Source organism: Streptomyces sp. NPDC057474, from assembly GCF_042802555.1.
GTDB lineage: Bacteria > Actinomycetota > Actinomycetes > Streptomycetales > Streptomycetaceae > Streptomyces.
In genome coordinates this window covers 50,731-65,272 of sequence record NZ_JBHVDX010000029.1, presented here as the reverse complement: position 1 = coordinate 65,272, position 14,542 = coordinate 50,731, and the positions used below count along the sequence as shown (strand labels likewise).

At 70.9% G+C, this 14,542-nt stretch carries 14 protein-coding genes and 1 pseudogene; 8 read left to right on the top strand and 7 right to left on the bottom strand.

All coding sequences use genetic code 11. The annotated features are described in order from the left end of the window. Both ACFU53_RS11540 and ACFU53_RS11535 read right to left on the bottom strand, forming a co-directional pair. Nucleotides 1-831: pseudogene (locus ACFU53_RS11540) on the bottom strand (hypothetical protein); the annotation flags it as partial. Nucleotides 832-1,082: 251 nt separating this feature from the next. Beyond that, a complete protein-coding gene (locus ACFU53_RS11535) occupies nt 1,083-2,501 on the bottom strand; it encodes a mucin-1 (protein ID WP_383989291.1) in 1,419 nt (472 codons plus the stop codon). Nucleotides 2,502-2,681: 180 nt separating this feature from the next. On the opposite strand from ACFU53_RS11535, the gene ACFU53_RS11530 reads away from it, so the two are divergent. The 7 genes from ACFU53_RS11530 to ACFU53_RS11500 all read left to right on the top strand — a co-directional run bounded on the left by ACFU53_RS11530 (nt 2,682) and on the right by ACFU53_RS11500 (nt 9,211). Then, a complete protein-coding gene (locus tag ACFU53_RS11530) occupies nt 2,682-3,701 on the top strand; it encodes a LacI family DNA-binding transcriptional regulator (protein WP_383989288.1) in 1,020 nt (339 codons plus the stop codon). Nucleotides 3,702-3,868: 167 nt separating this feature from the next. After that, nucleotides 3,869-5,236, top strand: coding sequence for an ABC transporter substrate-binding protein (locus tag ACFU53_RS11525; RefSeq protein ID WP_383989285.1), 1,368 nt, complete (start codon nt 3,869-3,871; stop codon nt 5,234-5,236). A 144-nt stretch (nt 5,237-5,380) separates the two neighbouring features. After that, nucleotides 5,381-6,367 (top strand): carbohydrate ABC transporter permease, encoded by a 987-nt coding sequence (locus tag ACFU53_RS11520; protein ID WP_383989283.1) that lies wholly within the window; start codon nt 5,381-5,383, stop codon nt 6,365-6,367. 2 nt (nt 6,368-6,369) lie between these two features. Then, nucleotides 6,370-7,230: a carbohydrate ABC transporter permease gene (locus ACFU53_RS11515; protein WP_383989280.1), complete on the top strand. Its 861-nt coding sequence runs from the start codon at nt 6,370-6,372 to the stop codon at nt 7,228-7,230. A gap of 94 nt (nt 7,231-7,324) precedes the next feature. After that, nucleotides 7,325-7,750 carry a helix-turn-helix transcriptional regulator gene (locus ACFU53_RS11510; RefSeq protein WP_383989277.1) on the top strand — a complete coding sequence of 142 codons (426 nt, stop codon included), beginning with the start codon at nt 7,325-7,327 and terminating at the stop codon, nt 7,748-7,750. A gap of 86 nt (nt 7,751-7,836) precedes the next feature. Beyond that, nucleotides 7,837-8,292: a VOC family protein gene (locus ACFU53_RS11505; protein WP_383989275.1), complete on the top strand. Its 456-nt coding sequence runs from the start codon at nt 7,837-7,839 to the stop codon at nt 8,290-8,292. Between the two features lie 118 nt (nt 8,293-8,410). Then, nucleotides 8,411-9,211, top strand: a complete 801-nt coding sequence (locus ACFU53_RS11500) for a VOC family protein (RefSeq protein WP_383989272.1) — start codon at nt 8,411-8,413, stop codon at nt 9,209-9,211. 46 nt (nt 9,212-9,257) lie between these two features. Here the strand turns inward: ACFU53_RS11500 and ACFU53_RS11495 are convergent, their stop codons facing one another. From ACFU53_RS11495 to ACFU53_RS11480, 4 genes are all read right to left on the bottom strand, one after another. Then, nucleotides 9,258-10,484: an RNA polymerase sigma factor gene (locus ACFU53_RS11495; RefSeq protein WP_383989269.1), complete on the bottom strand. Its 1,227-nt coding sequence runs from the start codon at nt 10,482-10,484 to the stop codon at nt 9,258-9,260. Nucleotides 10,485-10,528: 44 nt separating this feature from the next. Continuing rightward, nucleotides 10,529-10,942, bottom strand: coding sequence for a YciI family protein (locus ACFU53_RS11490; RefSeq protein ID WP_383989266.1), 414 nt, complete (start codon nt 10,940-10,942; stop codon nt 10,529-10,531). 283 nt (nt 10,943-11,225) lie between these two features. Beyond that, nucleotides 11,226-11,471, bottom strand: coding sequence for a hypothetical protein (locus tag ACFU53_RS11485; protein ID WP_383989263.1), 246 nt, complete (start codon nt 11,469-11,471; stop codon nt 11,226-11,228). A 103-nt stretch (nt 11,472-11,574) separates the two neighbouring features. Next, entirely contained in the window at nt 11,575-12,159 is a 585-nt protein-coding gene (locus tag ACFU53_RS11480) for a dihydrofolate reductase family protein (protein WP_383989260.1), read from the bottom strand. 126 nt (nt 12,160-12,285) lie between these two features. Between ACFU53_RS11480 and ACFU53_RS11475 the strand changes: the two genes are divergently transcribed. Further along, nucleotides 12,286-12,876, top strand: coding sequence for a TetR/AcrR family transcriptional regulator (locus tag ACFU53_RS11475; RefSeq protein WP_383989257.1), 591 nt, complete (start codon nt 12,286-12,288; stop codon nt 12,874-12,876). Between the two features lie 305 nt (nt 12,877-13,181). Here ACFU53_RS11475 and ACFU53_RS11470 read toward each other — a convergent pair whose 3' ends face one another. Then, on the bottom strand, nt 13,182-14,255 hold the full coding sequence (locus ACFU53_RS11470; protein WP_383989302.1) for a family 2 encapsulin nanocompartment cargo protein polyprenyl transferase: 1,074 nt from the start codon (nt 14,253-14,255) through the stop codon (nt 13,182-13,184). Nucleotides 14,256-14,542: the final 287 nt, after the last annotated feature.

Genomic DNA, 14,542 nt, shown 5'->3' with positions numbered 1-14,542 from the left:
GTCCAGCAGCCGGCGGGTGATGTCCCACGGGTCCTCGGAGTCCTTGACGTACTGGAGGACCGCACCCGGTCCGTATGCCGCCGTCCCGCACGGCGGTGTGACGGGCCGGGTGCGGTCGTGTTCGGGGCCTTCCGTACGTGCGCCGGTACCGGCCCTCCCGTAGGTGCGCCCGTTCACCTCACGAGGTGCGGTTGTCGGCGACCGACCTTTCGCCGGCGCCCGCGTGAGCGGCGCCGGCGAGGGGTGTTCCGGCTGCTTGGCGGTGACGCGGGCGAGGATGAGGGCGGCCGTCGTACGTGGTCGGGGCGACGAGGGCGGCACCGGAGAGCAGGAGGCATCCTCGGTTCCGATGAGCGAGTTGGCGATCGGGGCCCCGAAGGGGGAGACCGCCACGGCGCCGGCGACCCGGGCCTCCCCCAGGCCCGGTGCCTTCGCCAGGTGGTGGTCGGGGACGCGCTGTTGGACGAGCGCGATCAGCGGGATGTCGGTGAGGCCCGAAGCCAGTCCGGTGGCGACCAGGAGAGCGGCCGCGACGGAGGTGGAGGTGACCGTTCCCAGCGGGCGCGGACGCGGAATAGGGCTCCGTACGGGAGTAGGGCTCCGCTCCCGGCGGCTCGCGGATTTCCGAGGCAGGGCCCAGGCCGGTACCACCGTCAGGGCGAGCCTGCGGATGGGCAGTCGGGCCGGCGGCAGTGCTCCGATCACTTCGGCCACCCTGGAGACGCCCAGCAGCAGGCCCAACTCTCCGCCATGCCCCACGACGGCGACCGGACCGACCGGCAGAAAGCCGTTTGCCAGGGCGAGCCCGAGCACGAACGTGCCGATGACCACCAGTGCGTCGGGGCGGCCCGTACGCCTTCAGCCCGGCCGCGAGGTCGGACCACGACCCCGCCCGGCCACCGGTCGGCGCCGGGCGTCCCGCACGGATGGCCACCGCCGAGAGCGCGAACGTGAATCCGTCGACCACCGGCACCAGTTGGAGCGATCCGTGGGCCGGCAGGGGCGCGAGCATCGGCGGAGCGACGAAGAAGGCGCACCGCTCACCGCCCGCGTCACCGGCCGTGCCGGGATTCCCTTCCGGCTCAGGTCGGCCACGGGCCCGGCCAGATCGCCGAGGCGTCGTCGCGGTGGGGGTCCGGGAGGCGGAGGGAGCGGACGGGGACGGTCCGGGTGCGGCCATCGGTGACCGCCGTCCAGGGGACGGGTCGCCCGGAGTAGCACAGGCTCGTCAGCGCGAAGACGCCGTCGGCGTAGATCTCGACGTACTCACCGACGGTCAGGATGCGCAGGGCGGCGGCCGGTTCGGGGAGGACGGTCTCGCCGAGGGGGGTGCCGGCGGCGCCGGTGATCCAGAGGTTCTTGCCGTCGCAGCCGACAGTGAGGGCGGGGCGGCCGGAGCCGTCGGCGTCGGCGTCGGCGTCGGCGTCGGCGTCGGCGTCGGCGTCGGCGTCGGCGTCGGCGTCGGCGTCGGCGTCGGCGCGCAGGGTGACCTCCACGGGGCGGCCGGAGAGGGCGATGTCACCGACCGCGTGGAGGGTCGGGCCGTCCGACTCCGCGTCGAGCCAGGCGTCCAGGCCCGGCCACCAGGCCAGGTGGGGCGCCGAATCGTCGTCCACCACAAGGGACTTGGGCTGGGCGAGCATGCCGCGGCAGTGGTCGCCGGTGTCGGTGAGGCCGACGCGGCGGGGGGTGGTGTGCAGGACGACTCGGGAGCCGTCGGGGGCGAGGATGACGCGGGGGGCGTACGCGCCGGTGGGGCCCAGTTGGCCTCGGCGGGTCCACGGGCCGCGCAGGCGCGGCGCCGTCCACGCCTCGAAGCCCCGGGTCGAGCCGATGGAGCCGAGGAGGAGCCAGGTGCCGTCGTCGAGGCGTTCCAGGACCGGGCATTCGAGTTCGTCGACGTCGCCGGGTGAGATCAGCGGTGGGTGGACGGTCCAGTGCTCCAGGTCGGGGGAGGTCGCGAGGGCTACGCAGCCGCTGACCTCCACGGGGAGGGAGCCGTCGCTCGCGCAGATCACCATCGCCCAGCCGTCGCCCTCGTCGTCGCGGACGACGAACGGGTCGCGCCAGCCCATGCGGTCGGCGGTGCGGTACCAGCGGGGGTCCGCCTCGACGACCGGTCCCGTGCCGTGGCGTCGCCAACCAGTGCCGTCCGTGCGGTCGGAGTACGCCAGGCCCACGGACTGGAGCGGCCAGCCGTCAGGCGTCAGTCCGCTCACGCCCGTGTAGAACATCGCCATGCCGGTGGCGTGGCGGAACGGATGCATCGTCCAGACCGCCTGCTGGTCGAAGCGGTCGGGCAGACCGGTACCGAAGGCGGTGCCCTCGGGCCGCCAGTCGACCAGGTCGGCGGAGGTGGCCCTGCCGTAGGAGGTCTCCATCCGCAGATGGTCGAACTCGGCGGTCCAGGGGCCCTGGAGATGCAGCACGGTGTAAGTGCCGTCGTCGTCGCGGAGCAGGGCGAAGTCGTTCACGCAGAGGCCGGGCGGGGCGTATCGCATGCGCGGTTCCTGTCGGCTCGAGCGCCCAAACGCGTGCGCTGACAATGAATCTGGAAGGTCTCGCTTGAGAATCAGCGCAAGTAAAACTGAACGCAAACGCTTGCGCAACAAGGAGGGCGGGTTTACGGTCACGTCACCCCACAGACCACACCGACGTGAAACCGATGGGAGAAATCCGCCGTGACGGTCAGCATCACCGATGTCGCCCGCGCCGCCGGGGTCTCGGCGTCCACCGTGTCCCGCGCGCTGCGCGGCCTGCCGGGCGTCTCGGACGAGGTGCGCACCCAGATCGCGGCCGTCGCCGCCCAACTCGGTTATACGGCGTCCCGCTCGGCGTCCAGCCTGGCCAGCGGGCGCACGTACACGATCGGGGTCGTCGCCCCGTACATCGGCCGCTGGTTCTTCGGCACCGTGCTGGACGCCGCCGAGCAGGTGTTCAGCGCGGCCGGGTACGACGTGCTGCTGTACAACCTGGGTTCGCCCGAGGCACGCAAGCGTTTCTTCACCAAACTGCCGGTGCGCAAGCGGGTCGACGCGGTGCTGTCGCTGCTGATCCCGGACGAGGACGAGTCCGCCGCCCTGCGCTCGCTCGGGGTGCCGCTGGCCTCGACGGTCGGGGGCGCGCGGCCCGGCTTCACGGTGGTCGGCATCGACGACCGGTCGGGCGCGGAGAGTGCCGTACGGCATCTGGTGAATCTCGGCCACCGCCGGATCGGCATGATCTCCGGGGCCAGCGGTCCGCTGCACTGGACCACGCCCGTAGACCGTCGCGCCGCCTATCTCCATGTCCTCGCCGAGGCCGGGATCGAGCTCGACCCGGCCCTGGTGGCGGACGGCGACTACACCGTCGACGGCGGCGAGCGGGCGATGACCGAGCTGCTGGCCGTGTCCCGGCCGCCGACCGCCGTCTTCGCCCAGTCCGACGAGATGGCGATGGGCGCCCTGCGCGCGCTCAGGCGGCATCGGCTTCGGGTGCCGGACGACGTGTCCGTGGTCGGCTTCGACGACCACGAACTCGCCGATGTGGTCGGGCTGACCACCGTTGCCCAGCCGGTCGCCGGCCAGGGCGCGGAGGCCGCCCGGCTGCTGCTGCGGCAGCTGGACGAGCCGGACGCCGAACAGCCCGGCCATGTGCAGATGCCCATCCGGCTCGTCCTGCGCGAGACGACCGCGCCGCCGCGCCCGCGCGGACCGCAGTAGACCGCCGAGCGGACTGCGGCAGGGTCTCGCGCGGACCTCGTCAAGCCCCGCGCGGGCGGGCCGCCGTACCCCCCCCCACCCGCCTCAGTCAGAGCCCAGACGCCTTTCTCGAGCTACCCGAAAGCCCCCCGCACTTCGCACCCTCATCCCGCACGGAGGCACACACCATGAGCCCGACCAGCAGCTCGACCAGCAGCTCGACCAGCAGAAGGTTCCGTCGCACGGCCCGTACGGGACTGGCCCTGGCCCTCCCCCTGGCGGCGCTGGCCGCCTGCGGCGGGGGCGGCGGGGGCGACACGTCCGCCGAGGCCGGCAGCGGTAAGGGGACGATCAGCGTCTGGGCCCACCAGGGCCAGAAGAGCGAGTCGGAGGCGTTGCAGAGCGCGGTGAAGTCGTTCAACTCCTCGCAGGACAAGGTCAAGGTCGAGCTGAAGCTGATACCGGAGACCGACTACACCAAGACGATCACCGCGACCGACGCCGACAAGCTGCCGGACGTACTGGAGTTCGACGGCCCGACCATGGCGAACTTCGTCTACACCAAGAAGCTCGCCCCGATCGACGACTACGTCTCCGCCAAGACCCTCGGCAACGCCACCGACGCGAGCAAGGCGCAGGGCGAGATCGACGGCAAGCACTACGGCCTGGGCATGTTCGACTCCGGACTCGGCATGTACGGCAGCAAGAAGCTGCTGGACGCGGCCGGGGTGACGTACCCGAAGGGCGTGGACGACGCCTGGACGGCGGACGAGTTCGACGCGGCACTCAAGGCGCTCAAGGCGAAGGACTCCGACGGCAAGGTCGTCGACCTCCAGGAGGGCAGCGGCTACGCCAACGAATGGGGCACCTACGGCTTCGCCCCGATCGTCTGGTCGGCCAGCGGCTCCCTGCTCAAGGACGGCAAGGCGGAAGGGGCCCTCGACACCCCGGCCGTGGTGTCGGCCATGAAGACCTTCCAGTCCTGGAAGACGTACACCGACGCCAACACCGACGGCAACGCCTTCGCCAAGGGCCGGGTCGCCCTGAGCTGGGTCGGGCACTGGATGTACCCCGCCTACAGCGAGGCGCTCGGCGACGACCTGGTCGTACTGCCGCTGCCCGACTTCGGTGACGGCCCGAAGACCGGCCAGGGTTCGTGGACCTGGGGCGTCGGCGCGAGCTCCAAGAACGCCAAAGCCGCCGGTGCCTTCCTGGACTTCCTCCTCGATGACACCAACGTCGGCGCGATGACGAAGGCCAACGGCGCCCCGCCCGCCACCAAGTCCGCGCTTGCCTCCAGCGAGCTGTACAAGCAGGGCGGCCCGCTCCAGCTCTTCGCCGACCAGCTCGCCAAGCCGTGCGGCGACAGCGACATCGGCAAGTCCTGCGTCGCCGTCACCCGCCCGGTGACCGCCGGATACCCCGTGGTGACCGCGAAGTTCAGCGAGGCCGTCAACTCGATCTACGGCGGCGCCGACCCGAAGGACGCCCTGTCCGAGGCCGCCCGCGCCATCGACCGGGACTTCTCGGACAACGCCGGTTACGAGATCCCGTAGGAACGCACCCAGCCGGACCCATCGGACTCATCGGTCTCATCGGTCTCATCGGATCTATCGGACCCATCGGGTTCAGTCGAACCCATCGGCCGGGGCGGGCGCGCACACCGTGGCCGCCCGCCCCACCGGGAAGAGGACCCACCTGTGAAAACCGTGGAACCCGCGCCCGCGGCGGCCCCTGGCCGACAGCAGGCCTCACTTGTCGGCGAACAGGCCCGGCGGCCGTCCCGCCGGAACCGCGAGTGGCTGCACGGACTGCTCATGTCCACTCCCGCCGTCGCCGGGCTCATCGCCTTCGTCGGCATCCCCTTCTGCTACGCCGTGGTGCTCTCCTTCTACAACGTGCGCCTCGGCTCCCCGCTGGAGCCCACCTTCTTCGGTATCGAGCAGTACCGGCGGCTGTTCACCGACCCCGACCTGTCCGGCCCGTTCCTGCGGGCGCTGCTGAACAACCTGACCTTCGCCGTGGTCGTCGTACCCCTCCAGACGGGCCTCGCCCTCGGCCTGGCGATCCTGCTGAACCGCAAGCTGAAGGCGATCGGTCTTTTCCGGTCACTCTTCTTCATGCCGGTCGTCTTCCCGATGGCCCTGGTCGCCGTGATCTGGCGGCTGATCCTCGCCCGCAGCGACCAGGGCATGCTCAACTCGGCGCTGGACGCGATGAGTTTCGGCAACTGGGGCGCGTTCGACTGGCTCGGCGACGGGCTGACGGCGATGGCCTCGATCATCATGCTCTCCGTCTGGCAGGGCGTCGGCTTCCAGATGGTCATCCTGCTCGCCGGGCTCCAGCAGATCCCGGGCGAGCTCTACGAGGCCGCCCAGCTCGACCGGGCCTCCCGTTGGCAGCAGTTCCGGCACGTCACCCTGCCCGGCATCCGGGGCACCCTCGTCTTCGTCGCGCTGCTGACGTCGGTGCTGTCGTTCCGGGTCTTCGACCAGGTGTACGTGCTGGTCAAGGGCGGCGGGCTCGACGAGGACGCCGCCCGCACGGTGATGTACCAGGCCGTCACCACCGCTTTCGACCAGAACAACATCGGCCAGGCATCCGCGATCACCGTCGTCTTCTTCCTGATCGTCGTCGTCCTGACCCTGATCCAGCGCCGCCTCGTCCGGCCCGACAACGAGGACTGATCATGAGTACGAGTACGAGTGTCGGCCTCTCCCAGGGCCCGCTGCGCCGTTTCCTCGACTACGCCGTCCTCTCCGTCCTGGCGTTCGTCTTCACGCTGCCCGTCCTCTACCTCCTCCTCGGCAGCCTCAAGCCGTCCGACGAGGTGCTGAACGGCCTGTCCGGTTTCCTCCCCACCCATCTGTCCTTCGACAACTACTCGGCGGTCCTGGACAGCCTGAATTCCGACAGCACGGGGTACTTCTGGCAGTTCATGGGCGTCTCGCTGCTGGTGGCCTTCGTGGTGGTGACCGGTGGCCTCTTCGTCAACTCGATGGCGGCGTACGGACTTTCGCGCCTGAAGTGGCGGGGCCGGGAGGCCGTCTTCACCCTCGTCCTGCTGCTGATGCTCGTCCCGTTCGAGTCGGTGGCCGTGCCGCTGTTCTACATGTTCAACGACCAGCGGAACACGCTCTTCATCCAGGCGCTCCCCTTCGTCGCCAACGCCTTCTCGGTCTACCAGTTCCACACGTTCTTCCGCTCGATCCCGCCGAGCATCGAGGAGGCGGCCCGGCTGGACGGCGCGGGCCCTTGGCGCACGTTCTTCGCGATCATCGTCCCGATGTCGAAGCCGGCGTTCGCCTCGGTCGCGATCCTGACCTTCCTCACCCAGTGGGGTTCGTTCCTGTGGCCGGTGCTCATGGTCTCGGATCCGTCCGTACGTCCGCTGCCGCTGGAGATGAGCGTCTTCCAGGGGCAGCAGCCCCCGGACTGGGGCCAGATCCTCGCCTTCGGCGTGCTCCTCGTCCTGCCGGTCCTGATCGTCTTCGCCTTCTTCCAGCGGTGGTTCGTGCAGGGGGTGGCCAGCTCGGCGGTGAAGGGCTGACACCACCGCCGGCCGCCGTCGGCCACCACCGACCCGCGCCCGGCCTGCGCCTCGGCTTCTCCCCGTTGTCAGTGGCCGGTGCGATGCTGTTGGCATGAACCGGGACGATCTGGTGCGGCTGCGGCGGGCGCGGGACCGCATGGACCGCGAGTACGCCGAGCCGCTGGACGTGACCGCTCTCGCCCACACCGCGCTGATGTCCCCCGGCCACTTCCAGCGCAGCTTCCGCGCGGCCTTCGGCGAGACCCCGTACGGCTATCTCATGACCCGCCGGATAGAGCGCGCCAAGGCGTTGCTGCGCCGGGGCGACCTGACGGTGACCGAGGTGTGCATCGCCGTGGGGTGTACGTCACTGGGCTCCTTCAGCTCCCGCTTCACGGAGCTGGTCGGCGAGACGCCGAGCGCGTACCGGGCGCGCTCGCACGAGGAGAGCGCGGCGATCCCCGCATGCGTGGCGAAGCGCCTGACCCGGCCGACCCGGCATCGCATACGCACGGCGGAACCGGGCGAATCCCCCTAGGGCCTGTCGTCGCCCTTGAGACATGGAGGGCGTGCAGGGCGTCGCGAGGCAGGCGGGAATGTGACGACAGGACCTAGCGTGGGCACATGGCTACGAACGATCCGAACGCTGCGAACAGACTCCCGGCCCCGGATGTGAAGCTCGCCCAGTGCTTCCTCGCCGTCGACGACCACGACAAGGCGCTCGCCTTCTACCGCGATGTGCTGGGCATGGAGGTCCGCGGCGACGTGGGCTTCGAGGGCATGCGCTGGGTCACCGTGGGCTCCCCTCTCCAGCCGGACGTCGAGATCGTGCTGGAACCCCCGGCCGCCGACCCCGACATCTCCCCGGCCGACCGCGAGACCATCGCCACGCTCCTCGCCAAGGGCGTCCTCCGCGGCGTCAACTTCACCACCACCGACTGCGACGCCCTCTACGCCCGCGTCGAGGCCTCCGGCGCCGACGTCCTCCAAGAGCCCACGGACCAGCCCTACGGCGTCCGCGACTGCGCCTTCCGCGACCCGGCGGGCAACATGCTGCGCTTCATGCAGCGCCGGGGGTGAGCCGACTCGGACCAGCGGGCTGTGGGCGGGCCGGCGGAAACGGCGTTGCGTGGAGCGAGGCGGCGGGAGACCGTACGAGTCGCAGTGAGGGTCGGACCGTACGAGAGGGAGCGGCGCTGTGGGTGGAGTGCGTGGGAACGGCAGCGGGGACGCGGGTTCGGGCGGAGTCGCGGCAGACGGGGCGATTCGGTGGACGTATGCCTTCGTCGACCGACCGATGGCCGGGTTCGAGCGAGGGTGTGCCTTCTGGACGGCGGTCACGGCGACCAAGCTGTCCGAACCTCGCGGCGACCGGGGTGAGTTCGTGACCCTGCTGCCCGAGACGGGCGACGCGTGCGTGAAGGCGCAGGGTGTCCTGTCCGGTGACGGCGGCGCTCACCTGGATCTCGCCGTCGAGGACGTCCCCGCACTCGTCGACCGGGCGGTCCGGCTCGGCGCCGAGGTGGTCGCCCCGAACGACGGCTGGGCGGTGCTGCGCTCGCCCGCCGGGCAGCTCTTCTGCGCGGTGCCGTGGCACGGGGAGGCCGTGCGGCCGCCGGTGGTCGACGGGAGTCGGCTGGACCAGGTGTGCCTGGACGTGGCACCGGCCGAGTTCGAGGGCGAGGTCGCGTTCTGGGCGGCCCTGTCGGGCTGGGACTCCCACCCGGGCTCACTCCCGGAGTTCCACGTCCTGCGCCCACCGGCCGGTCTCCCCGTCCGCATCCTCCTCCAACGTCTCGACAGCCCCCGCCCCACCTCCGCCCACCTCGACCTCGCCTGCGCCGACATCGACTCCACCCGAGCCCACCACGAAACCCTCGGCGCCACCGCCGTGGCCCACCACCCGCACTGGGCGGTGATGCGAGACCCGGCGGGCGGCACGTACTGCCTGACGGGCCGAGACCCGGAGACGGGCGGGTTGCCGCCGAGGACGAGGTGACACCGAGTCAGAAGGTGCGGGCCTGGTGCAGGCTGGTGCGGGCCCCCTACCCCGTCAGCCGAGCCGCCCGCGTCAGCAGGTACCTCTGCTCAGGCAGACTCAGCGTCCGGCGCGCGGCCCACTCGTACGCGGCCCGCGCAGCCTCCGCCTCTCCCGCCCGCTCCAGCAGATGGCCGCGAACCGCCTCCACCCGATGCCCGATCGCAGCCGCGTCCTCCCCCAACGCCTCCAACTCGGCGAGGCCCGCCCGCGGCCCCCGCACCATGGCCACCGCGACCACCCGATTCAGCCGCTCGACCGGCCCGGGAACCAGCTCCACGAGTACGTCGTACAGCCCGAGAATCTCCCGCCAGTCCGTGGCGTCGTACGAGTCGGCCTCGTCGTGCACCGCTGCGATCGCCGCCCGCACCTGATACGGCCCCGCCCTCCCCCTCGCCCCCACCAGCGCCCGAGTCACCAGAGCGACCCCTTCCTCGACGGCCTCCTTGTCCCACCGCCCCCGATCCTGTTCGTCGAGCGGCACCAACTCACCCCGCGCGTCCGTCCGAGCGGCCCGCCGCGCATCGGTGAGAAGCATCAGCGCCAACAACCCGGCCACCTCACGATCCGCGGGCAGCAGCCGATACACCGTCCGCGTCAACCGGATCGCCTCGACCGCCAGATCGGCCCGCTGCAGACTCGCCCCGGACGTGGCCGTGTATCCCTCGTTGAACACGAGATACAGGATCTGCAGAACGGCGGGCAGCCGCTCCTCCCAGTTGTCGGGCCGCCCGAACCGCACCCCCCGTACCTTCTGCTTGGCCCGACTGATCCGCTGCCCCATCGTCGGCTCGGGCACCAGACACGCACGCGCGATCTCGGCCGTGGTCAGCCCGCCGACCGCCCGCAGCGTCAGCGCGATCTGCGCGGGCACCGACAGTTCGGGGTGACAGCACAGGAAGAGCAGGGTCAGGGTGTCGTCCTCGTTCGGCGCCCGGTCCACCCCCGGCTCCGGCGCCACGGACGCGTCGCGCGGCGTCAACGCGGCCGCCCTCTCCTCCCGCAGCCGCCGCGCCTCCTCGCTGCGCAACGCGTCCGTCAGCCGCCGCGAGGCCACCTTGATCAGCCACCCGCGCGGATTCTCCGGCACCCCGTTCGACGGCCACTGCCCGGCCGCCGCGAGCAACGCCTCCTGCACGGCGTCCTCAGCGGCGTAGAAATGCCCGTACCGCCGCACAAGCGCGCCGAGGATCTGCGGCGCACACCGGCGCAACAGGCCCTCGACCTCGCTCATCCCGACCTACCGAACCTCTCGGAGTCCGGCCGTCTCCGGTCGGCTCAGATGTCCCCCGCGCCGTCCAGCACCGGCCGGATGACCACGGGGTACTCCGTGAGCCCCTCGGGGCCGGGGCACTGGGCGACGCGGGCCGCGATCTCCGTGACCCGGTCCAGGCTCGCGCAGTCCAGGAGCCAGTAGCCGGCGAGCAGCTCCTTGGTCTCCGGGTAGGGCCCGTCCGTGATCACCGGCTTGCCGTCGGCGTCGGCCGTGACGAACCGGGTCCGCGCCGGCTCGGCCAGCCCCTGCCCGTCGATCATCTCTCCGGTCTCGGCGAGATCGTCGTTGATCGCGCCCATGTGGGCGTACATGGCCTGCAGCTGCTCCCGCGTCCAGGCCGGGGAGTGCTCGGATCCCTCGCCGCGCATGCCCTCGTAGTCCGCCTGCGTGCCCAGGACCATCACCAGGTACTTCATGAGTCCGCTCCTTCGTCTTCCTCGGTTCGAACCACCCGCGGCGGGCGGCTCTCACAGGAGACGTCGGAGCCGCCCCACACTTCTCGACACACCCGGGCGACTTTCCCCGAGTTCTCTCCGGAGCCACGAACCCACGTGTCCGGCGAGGCCCGTCAGGTCTTCTCTTCGGTCTTCACTTCGGTCTTCGCTTCGGTCTTCGCTTCGGTCTCTCTTCGGTCTCTCTTCGGTCTTCGCCTCGGCCGACACCTCAGTCGTCGCCTCGGGCGTCACCTGGGTCTGCACATCAGCCCTCGCCATGGTGCGCGCCATGGTCGCCGTGCATACCGTGGCTCCCGTGCGTCCGCCGGGCCACGGCCCGGGGCTTCTCCGCGGCGGCCTCCGCGGCCTCGTCGACGTACACCGCACACTCGTGATTCCTGCACGGACCCGGACTCCATACGGGTACCCACGCGCCCAGCGTCTTGTGCCGCCGTACGACCGTGGCCACAGGCTGTCCGCAGACCGGGCAGACATGCTCGTCGATGCCCATACCCTCAGGGTATGACCGTCGGGGGCGGGGCGCTCCCCGCCGTACCCCGGCAATCGGCGACCGGCTCGAGTGCGCGGCGGCTCGAGTACGCCGCGACCGCCCGTCAGCGCTTCCTGCTGTACTTCCGCACCAGCACCCCGTTGTCGAAGCTCCGCACCTCGTCAGGCGTGAAGTCGGAGATCGCGAACCCGGAGCCGAACATCGGCATGCCGCTGCCCTGCACGACCGGGTACGTCTTGATGATCAGCTCGTCGATCTCGTCGATCAGGGCGCCCGCGACGGCCGAGCCGCCGCAGAGGTAGATGCCGAGTTCGCCTTCCTCCGCCTTGAGCTCGCGGACCTTGCCGACCAGGTCGTCCGAGATGATCTCGACGTTCGGGTCGGGCGACTCCTTCAGCGTGCGCGAGGCGACGTACTCGCGCAGATGGGCGTACGGACTGGTGATGCCCGCCTTCAGCGCCACGTCGTAGCTGGCGCGGCCCTGGATGACCGTGTCGTATTCCTTGTTCGGCAGGCCGTCGGTGCCGATGAGGCGCCGCACATGGCTCGGGCTGGTTTCCGGGTACTCCGTATTGAGGTACTCGGCGAAGTCCCCCACCACGAAGGGGTACATGAACGACGCGTCGCCGTCCTGGTCTCCGATGAAGCCGTCGATCGAACAGGCGATGAAGTACGTGAGCTTGCGCAAACCGGTCTCTTTTCGTCGTCCGACGGGTGGATCACCAGGTGACCACCACTCAACCACGTCAGTTATAGTACTTCAATCGTAGTGGTTGCAAGGTATTAGGTAATACCCAGGCGTTAAGGAGCCCGGATGGTCAGGAACCCGGAGCGCAGGGCCGCTCTGCTGGACGCGGCGGTGGAGGTGCTGGCGCGGGAGGGCGCTCGCGGGCTGACGTTCCGGGCGGTGGACGCCGAGGCCGGGGTACCGGTGGGCACCGCGTCGAACTACTTCGCCGACCGTGACTCCCTGCTCCACCAGATCGACGCCCGGCTCAAGGAACGTCTGACCCCCGACCCGGCCGTGGTCGAAGGCCTGCTCGAGTCACCGAAGGACCGGACCCTGGTGATGGCCTTCATGCGCGACCTGCTGGCCCGCGTCACCGGGGACCGCACCGGCTACCTCGCCCACCTCGAACTGCGCCTCGAAGCCACCCGCCGCCCGGCCCTGCACACCTCGTACACCGAGTCGGTACGCGGCGAACTGGAGTTCGGGATGCGCTTCCACCGCGAGGCAGGCCTCCCCGGCGGCGACGAGACGGTCATGGTCCTCTACCTGGCCATGCAGGGCCTGCTCCTCGAACACCTCACCCTGCCGGAGGTCCTCGACGACGCCCTCCCCGGTGTCACGGCCCCCGAGGGTCTGATGGAACGCATCGTGGAAACGATCGTCCCCGAGCACTGACTCCGGCCAAGCAGAACCCCGCCGCCCCGAAAGGGGCGCGGGGAACTGCGCGAGCAACCACGCACAACCCGCACCCGCCGAACACCCCGATCCCCGAGCTCTCAGACGCCAGGAGGGCGAAGGGGCACAGCAGCACAGCCCCTGGGATGGGACGGACAGGGGCGGCGGAGGCGAAAAACCGGCGGGCCCCGCACACCGTGGGGATGTGCGGGACCCGCCGACCATCCGAAGGCACCGGTACCGCGCAGGGTCAGGTCAGCACGGCGCCAACACCTCCGGAGCATCACCCGGCACTCGGCCCCACCTCAACTGCTGCGACGCGTCACGAACTCGGCCAGCGCCAGGAGCCCACCGGCCGACTCCGGGTCCGGGACCGCACGGGCGAGTTCGTGCATGGCCCGGGCCATACGGTCGGCGGCCTGGATCTGTGCCCAGTCGCGACCGCCGGCCCGCTCCACCACGAGCGCCGTACGCTCCAGATCTCCCTCCTCGTACGGCAGTCCGTACAGCTCGGCGAGTTCGGCGGCCTCCGGGGTGCCGGAGGTGAGCGCGGCGACCACCGGGAGGGACTTCTTGCGGACCATGAGATCCGCCCCGGCCGGCTTGCCGGTGCGGCTCGGGTCCCCCCAGATACCGATAACGTCGTCGATGAGCTGGAAGGCGAGCCCGGCCTCCCGCCCGAACGCGTCCAGGGCCTCGACGTCCTCCTCACCGGCGCCCGCGTACAGCGCCCCCAGCGCACAGGCGCAGCCGAGCAGCGCGCCCGTCTTCGCCTCGGCCATGGCCAGCACCTCGTCGAGGGTGACCTCCTCGGGCCGACGCCCCTCCATCTCGGTGTCCGTGTGCTGTCCCGCGCACAGTTCGACGACACAGGACGCGAGCCGTGCGGAGGCCGCGGCCGACGCCGGATGCGGGTCCTCGGCGAGCAGCAGCTGAGCCAGGGCCTGCAGCGCGTCCCCGGCGAGGATCGCGTCGGGGACACCGAACACGGTCCACGCGGTGGCCCGGTGCCTGCGGGTGGTGTCCCGGTCCATCACGTCGTCGTGCAGCAGCGTGAAGTTGTGCACCAGCTCCACCGCGGCGGCGGCCCGGACGGCGGCGGACTCGCGCCCGCCGAGCGCGGCGACGGCGGCCAGGACCAGCGCCGGGCGTATCGCCTTGCCCGCGTTCCCCGCGGCCGGGTTGCCGTCCGCGTCCTCCCAGCCGAAGTGGTAGCGCGCGACCCGGCGCATCGAACCGGGCAACGACTCGACGGCCCGGCGCAGTTCGGGGTCGACGGACACCCGAGCCTGCTCCAGAATCCCCGCCGCCTCCTGCCCGTCGAATCGGCTCGCCCCACCCGCCCGACCGACCGAACCCCGGTCACCGGCGGGAGACACAGCCCTCACCGGCTCCCCGGCTCCCTTCGGATCCTCCGCTCCCTCCGAACCCAGAGCGCTCCTCCGCTTTCGGTCCGCGGCTCCCGCCGAGCTCAGGGCCCCATCCGGATCCAAGCCCCCTGCTAAATCCACGACACCCGGCAGATCCGCAGGCCTCGTCGACGGCCCGTTCCCCGGCGGATGCACGGGCCTCGACGTTTCCCCGTCCCCAGGCAGATTCCCGGACCTCGTCGATTGTCCCTTCCCTGGCGAATCCACAGCTCCCGCCGGTTCCACCACCCGTACCG